The organism is Pseudarthrobacter sp. PH31-O2, assembly GCF_030063265.1.
GTDB lineage: Bacteria > Actinomycetota > Actinomycetes > Actinomycetales > Micrococcaceae > Arthrobacter.
This window is the reverse complement of the sequence record NZ_JASIST010000009.1, coordinates 31,721-47,620: the sequence shown is the minus strand read 5'-3', so window position 1 is coordinate 47,620 and position 15,900 is coordinate 31,721. Positions and strand designations below refer to the sequence as shown.

Genomic DNA, 15,900 nt, shown 5'->3' with positions numbered 1-15,900 from the left:
TCAGCGTTCTCCTGCCAGTTCGGCTATGGCCGCACGCAGGCGGGTGCCGGCGTCGTCCGCAACGTCGCGGACTGCCGGGGTAGCGCTGAGCTGGACCATGGTTTGCGGGTCGATGGCATCGACAGTCGTCGCGGTGGCCCCGGTCCCGCGGCGCACCACCACGTTGCAGGGCAGCAATGCCCCCATTTCCGGCTCCGCGGCCAGCGCCTTGCTCGCGAGCACCGGATTGCAGGCTCCGAGGATGACGTAGTCCCCCAGGGCTTCCGCTGCGTCCGCGCCGAGTTTAGCGGCGAAGGTGGCACGCACATCGATTTCCGAAAGTATCCCAAAGCCCTGGGTGGCGAGCACGGCACGTGTCTTTGCCACAGTGTCTTCCCAGTTCAGCGGCACGACGGCAGTGTAGGTGTAGCTCATTCGGTGGCTCCCGGGGTTTTGGTTTCGGTTGGCAGCAGGTACTCGACGAACCAGTCCCTGGCGAGGATGGCAGCCGCGGCCAGCGTACCGGGTTCTTCAAAAAGGTGGGTGGCGCCCTGCACGACGGCCAACTGGTTCGGACAGCGCATCATGGACTTCGCTTTGCGGTTGAGCGCCAGCACTCCGGAGTCGTAGCTTCCGACAATCAGGAGGGTGGGCGCCCGGACCGCGGAGAGCCGGGGCCCGGCCAGATCGGGCCGGCCCCCGCGGGATACGACGGCGCCGATCCTGGCGGTTGGTTCGGAGGCGGCCCAAAGCGCAGCCCCTGCACCCGTGCTGGCCCCGAAATAGCCAAGCGGGCAGGACGCCGTGTCCTGCCGGCCGGCGAGCCAGTCCGTGGCCGAGGACAGCCGGCGGGCCAGCAGCTCGATGTCAAAGACGTTGGCGCGGTTTCGTTCCTCCACCGGGGTCAGCAGGTCAAGCAGCAAGGTGCCGAGTCCCGCCTGCTGGAGCACCCCGGCCACGAACCGGTTCCGCGGGCTGTGCCGGCTGCTGCCGCTGCCGTGCGCGAACAGCACCACGGCACGGGACGGGACCGGCAGGTGCAGGTGGCCCTGGAGTCGAACCCCGCGCGACGGGATTTCGACTTCCGCATCGAACTCCGTGGCGGCTGCCATGCTGGTCCCCTCCGGCGTGCGGGACGCCGGCGGGGAATTGTGCAGTCGCTTGGCTGCGGCGTCGAGCAGTTGCACCACCTCATCGTCTTCGGTGGGGGAGAAATCGCGGTAGTGGTATCCCACCGCGGAGAACTGCTGCGGTGTGGCGAGGCAGATCAGCTCGTCGGGCTCGGTCAGGGTCCGGAGGGTGTCGGCGGGGGCGACCGGGACGGCCAGGACCACCCTCGCGGCCCCAAGCTTCCGGGCGATCATGCAGGCGACCCTGGCGGTGGACCCGGTAGCGATGCCGTCGTCGACGATCACCGCGATACGCCCGGTAAGGTCCTGCCGGGTCCTGCCCTTCCGGAACCGGGCCACCCTGCTCTCGAGCACCGCCCGCTCGTGGTCTTCAACGGCCCGCAGTTCCGCGTCACTGACCCGGGCGTGGGCCAGCACGTGGTCTTCGAGCACCCGGGCGCCGCCCTCCCCGACCGCTCCCATGGCAAGCTCCGGCTGGTAGGGAAGGCCCAGCTTCCGAACCACAATCACGTCAAGGGGTGCATCGAGGGCGGCGGCGACTTCCGCGGCCACCGGGACTCCGCCGCGGGGCAGGCCCAGGACCACGATGTCCTGGCCCCGCAGATCCGCGAGCCGCCTTCCCAGCTGCCGGCCGGCGTCGACCCTGTCTTCGAAGATGCTCATCAGTGCGGCTTTCCAATCGGGACGTCCACCGGCGCCTCATCACGGTGTGCACTCCGCGGGCTGGGAAACTAGCCGGTTGGCCGTTCCTCCCACTATCTGTCAGGAGCGCTCTGGGTGTGAGGGCCTTTGGGCCCGGATTCGGCCGCGCCGGCGCCCCGGTCCCCGGTTGTGGAGCAAGGGGCCCGCAGTTGCGATGCTGAAGCGTGCAGCCCGGCGGGCGATGCGGTGGGTCCGGCCGCGGCGCCGCACCCCAACAGGCGTGGGCGGTCGCTGCAGGGCGGCGCGGGCATAAAACCAGAGTTTGGCCATTTCAACCAGTACCAGGTACACGGCCCCCATGCCCAGCAAGGCGAGAAAAAAGGGGACGGGCAGCGGGTCGAACCCAAGCACGCCGGCCAGCGGCGAGAGCGGCAGGTAAACGCCGACTGCCACCACGCCCAGGGAGGCGCCGACCAGGCCCAGCGACGGCCGGCTGCGGAAGAAAGGCACCCGCCGGGTGCGGATGACAAAGATGATCAGTGTCTGCGTGACGATGGATTCGATAAACCAGCCGGCGCGGAATTCGCCGGGAACGGCATCAAAGACGAACAGCATCAGGGCGAATGTGGCAAAGTCGAACAGCGAACTGATCGGGCCGAAGACGAACATAAAGCGCCGGATAAAGCCGATATCCCAGCGCGACGGCGCCACGAGTTGGTCCTTGTCCACCCGGTCCCCCGGGATGGCGAGCTGGCCGGCGTCGTAGAGCAGGTTGTTCAGCAGGATCTGCCCCGGCAGCATCGGCAGGAAGCTCAGCACCACCGAGGCCGTTGCGGCGCTGAACATGTTGCCGAAGTTGCTGGAGGTGCCCATCAGGACGTATTTGATGGTGTTGGCGAAGATCCGCCGGCCTTCCATCACTCCTTCGGCCAGGACGCCCAGGTCCTTGTCCAGCAGCACAACGTCGGCGGCATCCTTCGCTACGTCGGTGGCGCTGTCGACAGAGATGCCGATGTCCGCCGCGTGCAGCGCCAGCGCGTCGTTGACGCCGTCGCCCATAAATCCGACCGACCCGCCGCTGCGCCGCAGCAGCCTGATGATCCGGGCCTTCTGTTCGGGCGAGACGCGGGCGAAGATGCTGGCCTCACGCGCGGCAGAGGCCAGTTCCGGATCGGACATGGCCTCGACTTCGGCGCCGGTGAGTGTTCCGCCGGAGGGGACCCCGAGTTCGTCGCAGACTTTCTCCGCCACCTTGGCGTTGTCGCCCGTGGCGATTTTGACAGTAATGCCGAGTTCCGCGAGCCTGTCCAGGGAGGCGCGCGCGGCGGCCTTGGGCCGGTCCAGGAAGATGAGGAAACCGGCGAGAACCAAGTCCTTTTCGTCGGCGGGACCGATAGCCGTCAGTCCGACAGCCGCTCGGGTGGCGACAGCAACCACCCGTGAGCCGGCGTTGAACTGTTCGTCCAGCATCGCCTGGACACTGGCCGGGATATCCCCGCAGAGCGCCAGGACGTCTTCGGGGGATCCCTTGGTGACGATGCGGGGCGCGGCGCCGGCTTCGCTGACCAGTATGCTGGTCCGGCGCCGCAGATGGTCGAAGTCGATAACGTCGAGGCGCTTGTACCGGGCGGGCGCGAAGTCAGCGCCCCCTGCGGATGCCCACAGCGCGGCGTCCAACGGATTCAGGCCCACCGGTGAGGCCTGGGCTTCGGTGTAGTCGGCTTCGGTGGCAAGCAGCCCCAGGGTCAGCAGCTCACCGGCGGTGATGCCGGTGCCGGCGGGCAGGGCGGCGGTGAAGCTGATCCGGCCCTCCGTCAGGGTTCCGGTCTTGTCCGTGACCAAAACGTCCATGTCGCCAAGGTCCTCGATGCAGACCAGGCGTTTGACAAGCACCTTGCGTTTGGCCAGCTGCTGGGTTCCGGTGGCAAGGCTCGTGCTCACAATGGCTGGCAGCAGCTGCGGCGTGATCCCGACGGCGATCGCTAGTGAGAACAGCAGCGACTCGATTAACGGCCGTTGCAGGAGCAGGTTTGCGATGAAGATCAGGGATGTGAGGCCGATCGCGACCTGGAGCAACAGGTAGGAAAAGCGCTGGAGGCCCAGCTGGAATTCGGTCTGGGGCTGCCTTTCGCCGAGGCCCAGGGCGATCCGGCCAAATTCGGCCCGCCCGCCGGTGGCGACCACCGCACCGGTACAGTTACCGGCCTGGATCACGGTCCCCATAAACAGGCATGAGGTCAGGTCCCCCAGCGCCGCCGCGCCGGGGACCGGGGCAGGGTCTTTGGCGACAGGCATCGATTCCCCGGTCAGGATGCTTTCATCGCACAGCAGGTCCTTGGCGCTCAGCAGCCGGATATCGGCGGGGATGATCGCGCCCAAAGCCAGGTGCACAATGTCGCCCGGCACCAGGGCGGTGACGTTCACTTCCTGCACGGTTGCGTCGCGGACTACAACGGCACGGTGGGTGACACGGGAGTGCAGGGCCTCCGCGGCGCGTTCGGCCCGGAATTCATTGCTGAACCCGAGACCGACGCTGACCAGCAGGATGACACCGATCACGATCGAGTTCGTGGCGTCGCCAAGGAACAGGGAGAGCCCGGCGGTGACAAGCAGCAGGATCAGGATGGGGCTGCGCAGTTGACGGGCCAGAACTGACCATCCGCTGGCCTGGTGGGTGCGTAACGCGTTCGGTCCCAGCGACTCGAGCCGCCGGGCGGCCTCGGTGCTGCTCAGGCCGTTCACGCCTGCTCCCAGCTGCGCCAGGACCTCTTCCACCGGCCGGTGGGCGGCGTCTGCAATGGTGAGTGGCAGGGAACGCGGTTCCCGGATATCGAGATCTGGCATGGAGCTTCCGTTCCAACGTCGGGTTATGTCCAAGGGTACGTCCGGGAGCTTGCCGTTGCGGGCCCCGACGGTGGCGGGCGCGGTCAGGGATGCGGGCACCTGCTGTATATAATTTCCCGGTACGGTTTTGCAGCAAGCCGTTGGATTGTTCTGCGATCCCGCCGCCTGCATCCGCCACAGCCGCTCCGCTGCACGTGGGGCGCAGACCGTCCGGATCGTGTTGACCTGAGTGAAACGGCACGGCAGTGGCCAGCGAATCGACCGCAGCTTCAATTGACGAAACTTCAACCCACCAGCACCTGCATGAATTGGTGCTTCACAGCTCCGACGTGGAGGAGTTCCTGCGCGAATTGGCGCGGATCTCCGCGCGCAGCCTTTCGGAGCCCGGAGACGAGATTCTCTGCGGAATTACCCTTTTCCGGCAGCGGAAGGCAGCGACGGTCGCCAGCAGCAGTCCGGCCGCCCAGTCCATGGACGAAATCCAGTACGCCTTCGGTGACGGCCCGTGCGTGACCGCCTCGCGGGAACAGGAAACCGTGCATATCAGGGATCTCGAGGAGTGCGGGCGCTGGCCCCGGTACGCCATGACCATGCGCGGCCACGGGGTCCGGTCCATCCTGGCGTTGCCCTTCCTGCTCGACGGCGACACGCGGGCCGCGCTCAACCTGTATTCACACAGGTCCGGAAGGTTCGATGGCAGGGCGATGGACCTGGCCCAGGACTTCGTCAGCCAGACTTCCCTGGCGTTGCGGCTGGCGGTACGTTTTGCGCACTTCAGCGACACTGCCGCGAACCTCAAGGCGACCCTGGAAACACGGACCGGGATCGACGTCGCGGTCGGTATCATCATGGCCCAGAACCGCTGCAGCCAAGCTGAGGCCTTCGAACTGCTCAAGGCTGCTTCCAGTGCGCGCAACGTTAAGCTGCATGCTGTGGCGGCTAGAGTCGTGGAGTCGCTCGGCAAGGGTCCGGCCAGGACGCATTTCGAGGTTTAGGCTCCGCGCCGGATCTCCCGGACCAGCCAATCCACGATCATCCGGCTGGCACCGGAGCTGCTGCCGGCCCTGTGCTGCTGGGCATGCCAGCGGTCGACGTCGTCCGGGCGCCCGCTGCGGGCGGCAAGGTATCCCGTGAAGGGACAGTCCTCAATCTTGTGCGGGTGCGGGGAACCGAGGCGCAGGAATTTCCAGTGGTATGCCAGCGCCCCCAGAGCCGTCCGGACCTGGTGGGGGTATTCCCGCGATTCGAACTCCGCGGTCCATTCGGGTACCTCGGAAGCAGGCATCGGGCGGGCAAGGTGGTAGCCCTGGCCGTACCCCGCGCCCATCACGGCCGCCGCCTCGGTCATCCCAAGATCCTCAAGGCCTTCGGCTACGACCGTCATGCCAAAATCCCGTCCGATTTGCACCAGCGTGGCGATTAGGCTGAGTGATTCCAGCGGACTGGTACGCAGTCCGCTGAGCATGTCCCGGTCAATCTTGACCGCCGTGAACGGCAGCATGGACAGCCGCTTCAGGCTGCTGTAGCCAGCTCCCAAATCGTCCATTGCAAGGCCTACACCCAGCTGGACCAGCCTGCTCAGCGGAGCGTGCACCGCGTCCCAGTCCGTCGTTCCGGTTTCGAGCAGTTCCAGGACAAGCCGCTGCGGCGCGATCCCGTGCCGCTGAAGCGACTCTTCAACAAACGTCGGGCAGTCCGGATCCAACAGGGTCGATGGCGCAATATTAACGGAGACCTTCGCGGAAAGTCCCTCCCCGTCCCAGGCCGGGAGGCAGGCCAACGCCTGGTCCAGTCCAAGCAGGAACAGCCTGTCGGTCTCCGCCTCGCTCAGGTACTGGAGGAACGCTGCCGGCGGCAATACGCTGCCATCCGCCAGCCTCAGCCGGGCGAGGGCCTCGAAGAGGTAGACGCTGCCGGCGCCGAGGTCCACGGCCGGCTGCATAAACATTTCCAACCCGCCGCCGAACAGCCGTTCCTTCAAGAGGTTCACGGGGCTGCTGCCGGCGCCCGGTTGCACCGGCATGCCGCCGGGGGCTCGCGTGCCCGGCAGGGTTCCGGGAGCCCCGCGGCCGTCGGCTGCGTCCGCGGCCAGTTCCCACCAGCTCTCCGGTCCGCCGGCACGGGTTTTGGCAACGTTAAGGGCGGCGTAGGCGCCGCGCAGCAAGGTGCGCGTTTCCGTGCCGTTGCGGGGCGATGACGCCAGTCCCGCGCTCATGGTCAGGGAAATCCTTTCGCCGGCCGCCGCAAAACTTTCTTCAACGCTGCGGCCGAGGCGTTTGAGCACCCCGTCGAGCGCCACGGCGGTGTCATCGCCGGCCGCGTACTCCACTACGAGGACAAATTCGTCGCCTCCCATCCGCGCCAGGAACTCCGAGGGCTGGAGGAGAGCCTGCATCCGGGCGCCCCAAGCTGCCAGGATCGCGTCACCGGCACTGTGACCGACGGCGTTGTTTACGTCCTTGAACCGGTCCAGGTCGATCAGCCCGAGGGCGACGGCCGGCCTGACGCCATCGTCGGGGTCCAGCACTTTGGCAAGGTGGGCGTCCAAGGCGGTGCGGTTAGGCAGGCCGGTCAGCTGGTCGTGGGTGGCCTGGAACCGGAGCTGTTCGTGCATTGCCATCCGGGCGTTGATATCGCGCTGCACGCTGACGAAGTGGGTAACCTGGCCGTCCTCATCCAAGAGCGGGGTGACGGTCAGGGCGTTCCAGAACGGCGAGCCGTCCTTGCGGTAGTTGAGGATGTCGCCCCGGAACTGCTCACCGCGGAACAAGGCGTCGCGGATGGCCTTGGCGGTCTCGGGTGCGGTGCCCGGACCTTGGAGGATCCGGCAGTTGTTTCCCAGCACCTCGGCCTCCGCGTAGCCGGTAATAGCACTGAAGGAGCGGCTGGCATGCATGATTCTCTGAGCCGAGTCCGTGATCAGGGAGATCTCGGAGGTGGCTGAGAGCGCCCGCACCAAGAGCTCCGGGGGAACGCCGTCGGCAACGTGCGGCGATCCCGCCGGCTCGGGAGATGCCCTGGGAAGTGGCATGCTGAAAGCCCCTGAAAGGTCAGTCCGGGGTCCGGAATTTGATAAGTCCATTGACAGACTAACCCCCTCCCGGGGGCGGACCGCTAGTGCCGGCCCCGGCGCGGCTGTTATGTCCAGGACAGTGCGGATTGTGTCCTCGTGAGCCAGGATCCTGAAGTGGCCGGCGGTGTCCAGCCGGATGTTCCGGGCGCCGGGAAGCACACTGCCTTCTGGGATATGCGGATCAAACAGCCCGTAGACCGAGGTGATGCGCTCGTTCACGCGTTCCTCCCTGGACAGCTGCAGGGTCACGGCATTCCGGGGCGAAAAGGCGCGCAGGCTCGGCAGCAGCATAAACGAGGCGTAGCGCGAGCCGGAGAACGGCGAGCAGACCGCCACCATACCCGTGATCCTGCGGTCGGGGTCCAGCTGCATCATCACGAATTTACCGATCAGTCCGCCTTTGCTGTGGGCGACGATCATAGCGTCGGAGAGGTCACGATCCCGGATGTAGCCGGCAATCGCATCCGCGGCCCTGGGCACGGGAAGCCGGTTCCGGTGCAGCAGGGCCAGCACATGCACCGGATGTCCTGCCTTGTGAAGCCGCCGGACCAGCGGCAGCATAAAGCGCCAGTCCTCGTAGATTCCGGGAATCACAACGACGGGCCGGGCCGTCCCGCTGAGGAAATCCTCCGGCCCGGTCCGGGAAGCTGCGCTCCGGACTTGCCGGCCGGCGGCGTAAAGGTAGTCCTGGATCCACCATTGGACCCGCTGCAGGACCCCGCTCATCCGGGGCGCCCCGGGTGAACTTCCTCTGCCGGACGGCGGATCCCGGCGAAGTCCAGGATGGCTGCCGCCACGTCCTCGGATCGGTTGTGCTGCACCACATGCCCGGCGCCTTCGATTTCCAGCAGCTGCCCGTTCGCTGCGCGTCCGGCCAACCGGCGGCACCAGTCCACGGAGGCCACGGGGTCGTCGGCACCGCGGATCACAAGGACCGGCGCAGTGACCCCGGGGATGCGCCTTTCCGTCGGATAGTCCATCATGACGCGCAGCGTTTTCAGGTACCAGCTGGCGCCGCACCGGAAATAGTCCGTGAGGACAAGGGCGTTCGAGGACGGGCTTTCGTAAAACAGGCTGTCCCGGCTGAGCGCCAGGGCCTGCTGCAGCACGGTCCGCCTTTTCGAATCAACTACCGGCCCCATCAGGACCAGCTGGGCGATCCGGTGGGGCTGCTGCAGGGCCGCAGCCGTGGCGAACTGCGCGCCCATCGAGTGCCCGACGAGCACAAACTCCAGGACGCCGAGCTGTTCGAGGGCACCCAGGATGTAGGTGGCCTGGTCCTCAACGGAGAGGGTGCGCTCCGGACGCGGTGTCGCTCCGAAACCGGGAAGGTCTATCGCGTAGGTGTCAACGGATTCCGCCAGCAGACCCTGGAGCCGGGTGAAATAGCGGTGCGAGACGCCGATACCGTGGATCAGCACAACGGCGGTGCGCGGCGCACCCGCCCGGGCCGGGGTACTGGAGGCGAACACGTGGCCCAGATGGCCTGCGGCCTCAACCTGAACGGGTGCGGGCCAGCCTCCGCTTTGCATTTTTCGTTTCCACGCCGTCTTAGTTTTTTGCCCCGTGCCAGCGTCGGGTAAGCGTCCAGGCAGCACGCCTCAGCCTTGCCGCTTGTCCCGTTCGCTGAACTCCTCATCGAGGTCGTAGTGCCTGAATTCGGTCTCCGGATTCGGTTCGCCCTCAGCCACGTATTCGTAGTCCAGCTGCCGCTGAACTTGGCTGTCAAGGACCTGCAAGTCCTTGTCCGCCACTGCGCTGAGGTCCTCGGGGAATTCATCCTCCGGGGTGAGGTGTAACTTCTCAGTCATGGCATGCCTCTCTCGGCCGGAAAGGGGTCTCGAACGGGGAGTAACGGCCGTATACAGGATACCCTCGGCCGCGCGGAGACGGTAGCCGGGGCATCAGCCTGCGGCGGTCAGCGGCCCGGGTGCCGGCTAGCTCCCTGATGGGCCGAGCGGCGGCGGTACCCCGTCATCCGGATTCTTCCCGGGCGGTGGTTCTTTGAGTTCAATGAAGACGGTGTGGGTTTCCGTGTCACCGGTGTTCTCGCCGGAATGGTCCTGAGCGGCGAGCCAGCGGGCCGCCCCGGCGGGGATTTCGACGTCGACGTCGCCACCTTGGCCGGAGAGCCTCCGGCGGAAGGAACTCAGTGTGACCATCACGCTGTCCGGGTGCCCGTGGGGCACTGTCTTATCGCCGGGCACGTCGCGGTACTCGAGGACTCGGACCCGGTCGTTTTCGAAAATGACCCGGTACAGCGAGGGGTTTGCTACCACCGGATCCTGTCCCATGGCGCGAGCATACGCCCGTCCCGACGCCCCCGCCAGAGGGGCGGGGCGGCAGGTGGCCTAAGATTCGGCCGGCGCCTGTCCCGGCTCGGAGCCGACGTTGACGAGCCAGTCGGTCCCGTACTTATCCGTGCACATTCCAAAGACGTCTCCCCACGGAGACTTCTCCATCGGCACCGTCACCGCTCCGCCGTCGGCAAGACGGTCGAAGTAGCCGCGCAATTCGGTCTCGTCGGAACCGCTGAGTGAGACCGAAATGCTGCTGCCCGGTTTGTAGCCCATCGCTTCCGGCGTGTCAGCCCCCATTAGCACCATGCCGTTTCCCGCGGTCAGCCTGGCGTGCATGATTTTGTCCTGCTCGCCGGCGTTCTCACTCATCTGGTAGTCGCCGAAAGTGCTTATGGTCAGTTCACCGCCAAACACGGACTGGTAAAACGTCATGGCTTCCTTCGCGTTGTCGCGAAAGCTCAGGTAGGGGTTCAACGTGGTCATGTCCAGGACTCCTAGCGGCTTGGATCCGGCCGGTACAGGGAGGGTTGGGGCGGCGGAGGCCGGTGCACCGTGCAGCCATATCATCCCGCAAATCGGTCCCTACGGGTAGGGGTGAACACCGCCGTTTGCAGAGCGAGCGAACCCCCTACGCTGTCCTGGTGGAGCGGCGCCGGCTACGCGGTCTGTCCGGCGTGCTCGCCCTCTGCGATCTCTTCGAGCAGCTTGTCGTTAAAAGCCGGGAGGTCGTCCGGGTTCCGGCTGGTCACGAGGCCCTGGTCCACCACCACTTCCTGGTCGCTCCAATTGGCGCCGGCGTTTTTCAGGTCGCTCTGGAGTGTGTGGAAGGACGTGACATTGCGGCCGCGCACGACGCCGGCGTCGATCAACAACCACGGCCCGTGGCAAATCGAGGCCACCGGCTTATGCTGCTCAAAGAATGCCCGAGTGAAGGCCTGGGCGTCCTTGTCGACCCGAAGGTTGTCCGCGTTAACGACGCCGCCGGGGATCACCAAGGCGTGGAAATCGGAAGCGTTTGCGTCGGCAACAGTGAGGTCGACGTCGAACACCTGACCCTTCTCGGTGCCGTCATAGCCCTGAAGCTTGCCCCGGCCGGGCGCCACGAGAGTGGGCTCGCCACCGGCCTCCTTGACGGCGTTCCAGGGACTGGTCAGTTCCACCTGCTCCACGCCGTCGGTCAGCAGGAAGGCAACCTTTTTACCGGAAATGTTGTGTTCTGACATGGGTCCTCCTTTGGTATCCGGGGAGGTCCACGCAGCCATCGGACGGGCCGGGTCCTCCACTCGGAGAGATTAATGCCTTACGGCATCCACTCTAAGAAGGCCCAAACTCATAAGCAAGCTGATTATGCTGCCGGCGGATGCCGGGCGGCGGCGGGCTTCCGGATGAACCACCACCACACGACGGTCCTCTGGCCAGCCCACCAACACCTCGCTACTCTGGCACAAGGACAGCTACCCGAAAGAAGGCCGTTATGGACGAACAACACATCCTGAAGCGAATCTCAGCCCTGGTGGAAGAAGAGCAGACTCTCCGCGAGAAGGCGCCCTCATCTTCGGCGGATTACGAACACGGCCCGGAGCATGCCCGCCTCAAGGGCATCGAAGAGGACCTTGACCAGTGTTGGGACCTGCTGCGCCAGCGCCGGGCCAAGCGGCAGTATGGCGAAGATCCGGATGAGGCGCAGCCCCGCCCCACCAATCAAGTGGAAAACTACGACTCCTAGCTCCACGGCACACAGCCCCGGCGCGGTGAGCGTCCTGCGGGGTGATTGCGGCCCGGCCGGTCTCAGCCCTTGCTTGCCATTTCCCCGCTGACGGTTAAATTCTCGGCGACGTCGCGCAGCTTGATGTTCAACTCCGAACTGGCCCGCGAAAGGAGCAGGAAGGCCTGCTGGGCAGTGATCTTATAGCGCTCCATCAGGATTCCCTTGGCCTGTCCAATCAGGTCCCGGGTGTCAAGGGCCTGGGTGAGCTGGCTGACCTGCTGGCTACCGGCCAGCGCCACTGCCGCATGGGCTGCCACCATTGCCCCGATCCGCTCCGATTCGGCGTCGAAGGCGCCAGCCTCCCGACCAAAGAGGTTTAGGGCTCCGAGGTGGTTTCCGTTCACAAATAGCTGGAAGGAGAGCATACTTCTCGCCCCGAGCTTGAAGGCCGCCGCGGAGAAATCCGGCCAGCGCTGGTCCGTGCTGAGGTCTGGAACGCTGACAACCCGTTTGTCATAGGAGGCGTCCAGGCACGGCCCCTGCCCGGTCTCGCTCTGGAGCGCATCCACCCGGCGCGGAAGATCGCTGGAAGCGGCACGCGAGTCAATCTTCCGGCCGGGCGAGACGAGACTGACCGAAGCCTCGGCCGCGTGCGGCACCAGTTCCAGGGCCGCGTGCACCACGCCGGCCAGCATGGACTCGGGGTCGTCCTCGTGCTGGAGCGCGCGGGCGATGTCACCGAGCCGGACGGCAAGTGCCGCCGCGCTGATCGGAGAAATTCCGCGTGTACCGTCCATCCGATCACCGTTTTGCGCTACACCTAGCACCATCGTGGCGTACCTTATCTTGGCCGGGTAAATCCAATGTCTCTTCACTGTGAAATATACGCCTTTGCCGGACCTGGTCCCGTCGCCCGCCAGGAGACCCGCACCTTCCCGAATGGTAACCCGGAGTTAATCCGGGGGTGCGAGGCTGGTCTTGCCGCCCCTTTCGAGAGACGGACCCATCCGGCACGGCATACTCTCCAAGGAGCTGCAGATATGAACAGTCCAGAAGGCAATCCACCCAGTGGCCCCCCGAATGGGAACCCCAGCCAGGACCGGCCAGACGCCAGCAGCTCGCACATTCGCGAGGACGTAGCCATGACCGGCCGTTGCGGCAACGTGCACCTGCCCTCGGGCCGGACGTGCGTCCTGCCCGAACGGCATCAGGGTTCGTGCCGCTTCGTCAGCCCCGGGGACACCGGCCACCCGGCAGGTAACTAGCTGCCTCGGCGGGCGGGGCTGGTTGCCGGCCAAGGACGGCGCGTACGCTCACGATGTGGACATTGTCGAATTTTTGTCTGAGCGGATCAGCGAGGACGAGGCCGTGGCGCGGACCCTCCTCGGCGACCGGACCGTCTCGCAATCCGGCGCCTGGTACGAACAGCGCCTCTTGCTCGAATGCGAGGCGAAAAAACGCCTGATCCGAATCGTGGAATCAGCCCGCCAGGCGGCACTTGCAGCCCTGGTCAGCGCCCCGACTCAGGACGCCGGCTGGATCCCGCAGTCCCTCGAATGGATGGAGCGCTCACTGAACGCCCTCGCCCTGCCGTACATCGACCACCCTGACTTCGAGCAGGACTGGCACCAAACCTAGACTCTCCTCCGACGGCGCCTGACAGAATGGCTACATGGAAGTTGCTCTTGGACTGATTGCGCTTGTGTCGGTGGTTTGCGCGGGCAGCGCACTGGGCCGGAAAATCAACATTTCCGTTCCGCTGTTACTGGTGCTGGCGGGAGTGATCGGATCTTTCCTGCCGTTCGTACCGGACATCGAACTGAACCCCGAACTTGTCCTGGTGGGGTTGCTGCCGCCCCTGCTGTACGCCGCGGCCCTGCAGACCTCGCTGTTCGATTTTGGCTCCAACCGGCGGGCCATCGGCCTGCTTTCGGTCGGCTATGTCATCTTTGGCACGCTCGCCGTGGGCTTCGTTGTCTGGTGGCTGTTCCCCGAGATTCCGCTCGCTGCAGCGATTGCCCTGGGCGCCGTCGTCGCGCCACCGGACGCCGTCGCCGCCACTGCGATCGCGCGCAAGGTGGGCATGCCCCGCCGGATCGTTACGATCCTGGAAGGCGAGTCGCTGGTCAATGACGCGACCGCCTTGGTCTGTCTCCGGGCGGCTATCGCCGCCATTGCGGGAACCGTCTCCGCCGCGCAGGTGGCCGGCGGGTTTCTGCTCGCGGCCGGCGGCGGACTGGTGGCCGGGCTGGCAGCGGCTTACGTCCTGACGCAAGTGCGCAAACGGACCCGAAACGTCGCAATCAACACCTCCATTTCGCTGATGGCACCGTTTGTCGCGTACCTCCCGGCGGAGGCGATCCACGCCTCCGGCGTCCTCTCCGTCGTCGTCGCCGGCCTGGTGATGGGCACAAAGTCGCCGTCCATGCCCAACGGCGCCGCGCGGCTGAGCCAGCGCAGCAACTGGCACACGGCCCAGTTCCTGCTCGAGAATTCCGTGTTCTTGCTGATCGGCCTCCAGGTTCGGACCATCATTGACGGAGTCCAGGGCGATTCACTGGGGGCATCCCGGATCTGGGCAGGCTGTGCCGTGATTCTGCTGGCAGTGCTGCTGCTCCGTCCGGTCTGGGTGTTCCCGGTAACCTACCTGCCCCGGCTGATTCCTGCCATCCGCCGGAAGGATCCGTCCCCGCCGTGGCAACATGCAGCCATCGTCTCCTGGGCAGGTATGCGCGGTGTTGTTACGCTCGCCGCCGTGCTGGTGCTGCCGGCGGACCTGGAACACCGGTCAGTCCTGGTGCTTGCGGCCATGGTGGTGGTCGGCGGAACCCTGGCGTTGCAGGGCTTTACCCTTCCCGCGCTGGTCCGGCTGCTGGGGGTCCAAGGTCCGGACCAGCGCGAAGATGCCCTGAATCAGGCGTCCCTGATGCAGCTGGCCACGGCAGCCGGGGTGGAACGGCTGGCGGAAATCGGCACCGAGAACGATCCTCCGGAAGTCATGGCAATGCTTAAGCGCCGCACCCAGGAGCGCGGGCTGGCCGCCTGGGAACGGCTCGGCCGGCCGTCGGCGGAGACGGCGACACCGAGCCAGCGCTATGCGCATCTGCGCCTGGCCATGCTGGACGCTGAACGGACGAAAGTACTGGAACTGCGGCGCGGCGGCGCGTATCCGCATGAGGTCCTCAGTTCGGTCCTGGACCGGTTGGATGTTGAGGAATCGATGCTGGACGCTGCGGCGGAGGACTTGGACCTCTCCAGCGGCGGTGGCGAGGGAGTTGCCCAGCCCGGCGGGGTGTGCGATCACCTGGCATCCGCGCCGGACGCCGGCGCGCCGCGCAACCCGTTTTGCGCGGAGTGCGTCCGGGAAGGCACAACGCCGGTCCACCTCAGAATGTGCCTGAGCTGCGGCGCCGTGGGGTGCTGCGATTCGTCGCCCGGAACCCACGCCTCCCGGCATTACACCGCGACCGGCCATCCCGTCATGCGGAGCATCGAACCGGGTGAGGACTGGCGCTGGTGCTATGAGGACGACCTTCTGGGCTGAGCGAAATATCCTGCCCCCGCGCGGTGTTGGCTCTGACATGACAACAATCGGAATCATCGGTGCAGGACACATTGGCAGCCAGATTGCGCGCAAAGCGGTGCAGCTCGGCTACGACATCGTCATCAGCAACTCCCGCGGACCGGAAACCCTCACGGACCTCGTCGCGGAACTCGGCCCGCACGCCCGGGCCGCGACCCCGGCCGAGGCAGCAGCGGCGGGCGACTTCGCCGTCGTAACCGTACCGCTCAAAAACCTTGGGTCCGTTCCCGTGGAGCCGCTGGCGGGCAAGGTCGTGGTCGACACAAACAACTACTACTGGGAACGGGACGGCCATTTCCCGGCACTGGACAACGGGGAAGCCACCACGTCCGGGCTCCTGCAGGAACACCTGCCCGCCTCCAAGGTGGCCAAGGCCTTCAACCACATTATGTTCTCGCAGATCACCACCGACGGGGAGCCCGCCGGCACGCCCAACCGCCGCGCATTGGCCACGGCCAGCGATTTTCCCGAGGCTGCGGATCTGGTCACCCGGCTTTATGACGAATTCGGCTTCGACACGGTCAATATCGGCCCGTTGTCCGAGAGTTGGCGGGTGGAGCGGGACCGGCCTGCCTACGGCCAGCGGCAGAATGCCGCCGAGCTGGAAGAGAACCTGGCCCGGGCTCCGCGCACCGTCTAAG

Annotated in this window: 15 protein-coding genes; 5 read left to right on the top strand and 10 right to left on the bottom strand. The window is 66.0% G+C overall.

From position 1 onward, the window contains the following. The 3 genes from QMG72_RS13955 to mgtA all read right to left on the bottom strand — a co-directional run bounded on the left by QMG72_RS13955 (position 1) and on the right by mgtA (position 4,595). On the bottom strand, positions 1-414 hold the full coding sequence (locus QMG72_RS13955; RefSeq protein ID WP_282358759.1) for a DUF302 domain-containing protein: 414 nt from the start codon (positions 412-414) through the stop codon (positions 1-3). Further along, positions 411-1,772: a phosphoribosyltransferase family protein gene (locus QMG72_RS13950; protein WP_282358760.1), complete on the bottom strand. Its 1,362-nt coding sequence runs from the start codon at positions 1,770-1,772 to the stop codon at positions 411-413. Before QMG72_RS13950 ends, QMG72_RS13955 begins: the two co-directional genes overlap by 4 nt. A 99-nt stretch (positions 1,773-1,871) precedes the next feature. Beyond that, positions 1,872-4,595 (bottom strand): magnesium-translocating P-type ATPase, encoded by a 2,724-nt coding sequence (gene mgtA / locus QMG72_RS13945; protein WP_283480843.1) that lies wholly within the window; start codon positions 4,593-4,595, stop codon positions 1,872-1,874. A 245-nt stretch (positions 4,596-4,840) separates the two neighbouring features. Between mgtA and QMG72_RS13940 the strand changes: the two genes are divergently transcribed. Then, positions 4,841-5,590: a GAF and ANTAR domain-containing protein gene (locus QMG72_RS13940; RefSeq protein WP_282358764.1), complete on the top strand. Its 750-nt coding sequence runs from the start codon at positions 4,841-4,843 to the stop codon at positions 5,588-5,590. Here the strand turns inward: QMG72_RS13940 and QMG72_RS13935 are convergent. From QMG72_RS13935 to QMG72_RS13905, 6 genes are all read right to left on the bottom strand, one after another. After that, a complete protein-coding gene (locus QMG72_RS13935; RefSeq protein ID WP_349359549.1) occupies positions 5,587-8,394 on the bottom strand; it encodes an EAL domain-containing protein in 2,808 nt (935 codons plus the stop codon). The two genes, QMG72_RS13940 and QMG72_RS13935, sit on opposite strands and share 4 nt — an antisense overlap. Then, positions 8,391-9,200, bottom strand: coding sequence for an alpha/beta fold hydrolase (locus QMG72_RS13925; RefSeq protein WP_226775417.1), 810 nt, complete (start codon positions 9,198-9,200; stop codon positions 8,391-8,393). Before QMG72_RS13925 ends, QMG72_RS13935 begins: the two co-directional genes overlap by 4 nt. Before the next feature lie 69 nt (positions 9,201-9,269). Beyond that, complete coding sequence (locus tag QMG72_RS13920) at positions 9,270-9,479, bottom strand: hypothetical protein (protein ID WP_226775416.1); 210 nt, start codon at positions 9,477-9,479, stop codon at positions 9,270-9,272. A gap of 126 nt (positions 9,480-9,605) precedes the next feature. After that, the gene (locus QMG72_RS13915) at positions 9,606-9,962 is read right to left on the bottom strand and encodes a cupin domain-containing protein (protein WP_226775415.1); all 357 of its coding nucleotides are present in this window, start codon (positions 9,960-9,962) and stop codon (positions 9,606-9,608) included. Positions 9,963-10,019: 57 nt separating this feature from the next. Further along, a complete protein-coding gene (locus QMG72_RS13910; RefSeq protein ID WP_226775414.1) occupies positions 10,020-10,451 on the bottom strand; it encodes a VOC family protein in 432 nt (143 codons plus the stop codon). A 173-nt stretch (positions 10,452-10,624) separates the two neighbouring features. Beyond that, entirely contained in the window at positions 10,625-11,191 is a 567-nt protein-coding gene (locus tag QMG72_RS13905; RefSeq protein ID WP_226775413.1) for a type 1 glutamine amidotransferase domain-containing protein, read from the bottom strand. 251 nt (positions 11,192-11,442) lie between these two features. On the opposite strand from QMG72_RS13905, the gene QMG72_RS13900 reads away from it, so the two are divergent. Next, positions 11,443-11,694 (top strand): DUF2630 family protein, encoded by a 252-nt coding sequence (locus QMG72_RS13900; protein ID WP_226775412.1) that lies wholly within the window; start codon positions 11,443-11,445, stop codon positions 11,692-11,694. Positions 11,695-11,756: 62 nt separating this feature from the next. Here the strand turns inward: QMG72_RS13900 and QMG72_RS13895 are convergent, their stop codons facing one another. Beyond that, positions 11,757-12,473 (bottom strand): GAF and ANTAR domain-containing protein, encoded by a 717-nt coding sequence (locus QMG72_RS13895; RefSeq protein WP_226775411.1) that lies wholly within the window; start codon positions 12,471-12,473, stop codon positions 11,757-11,759. Between the two features lie 523 nt (positions 12,474-12,996). On the opposite strand from QMG72_RS13895, the gene QMG72_RS13890 reads away from it, so the two are divergent. Genes QMG72_RS13890 through QMG72_RS13880 form a run of 3 tightly spaced genes read left to right on the top strand, consistent with a single transcriptional unit; the run spans position 12,997 to position 15,899 of the window. Next, entirely contained in the window at positions 12,997-13,314 is a 318-nt protein-coding gene (locus QMG72_RS13890) for a DUF6221 family protein (RefSeq protein WP_283480840.1), read from the top strand. Between the two features lie 34 nt (positions 13,315-13,348). Beyond that, the gene (locus QMG72_RS13885) at positions 13,349-15,220 is read left to right on the top strand and encodes a Na+/H+ antiporter (protein ID WP_283480839.1); all 1,872 of its coding nucleotides are present in this window, start codon (positions 13,349-13,351) and stop codon (positions 15,218-15,220) included. Further along, positions 15,198-15,899 carry an NADPH-dependent F420 reductase gene (locus QMG72_RS13880; RefSeq protein ID WP_283480838.1) on the top strand — a complete coding sequence of 234 codons (702 nt, stop codon included), beginning with the start codon at positions 15,198-15,200 and terminating at the stop codon, positions 15,897-15,899. Before QMG72_RS13885 ends, QMG72_RS13880 begins: the two co-directional genes overlap by 23 nt. The last annotated feature ends 1 nt before the right edge of the window (position 15,900 follow it).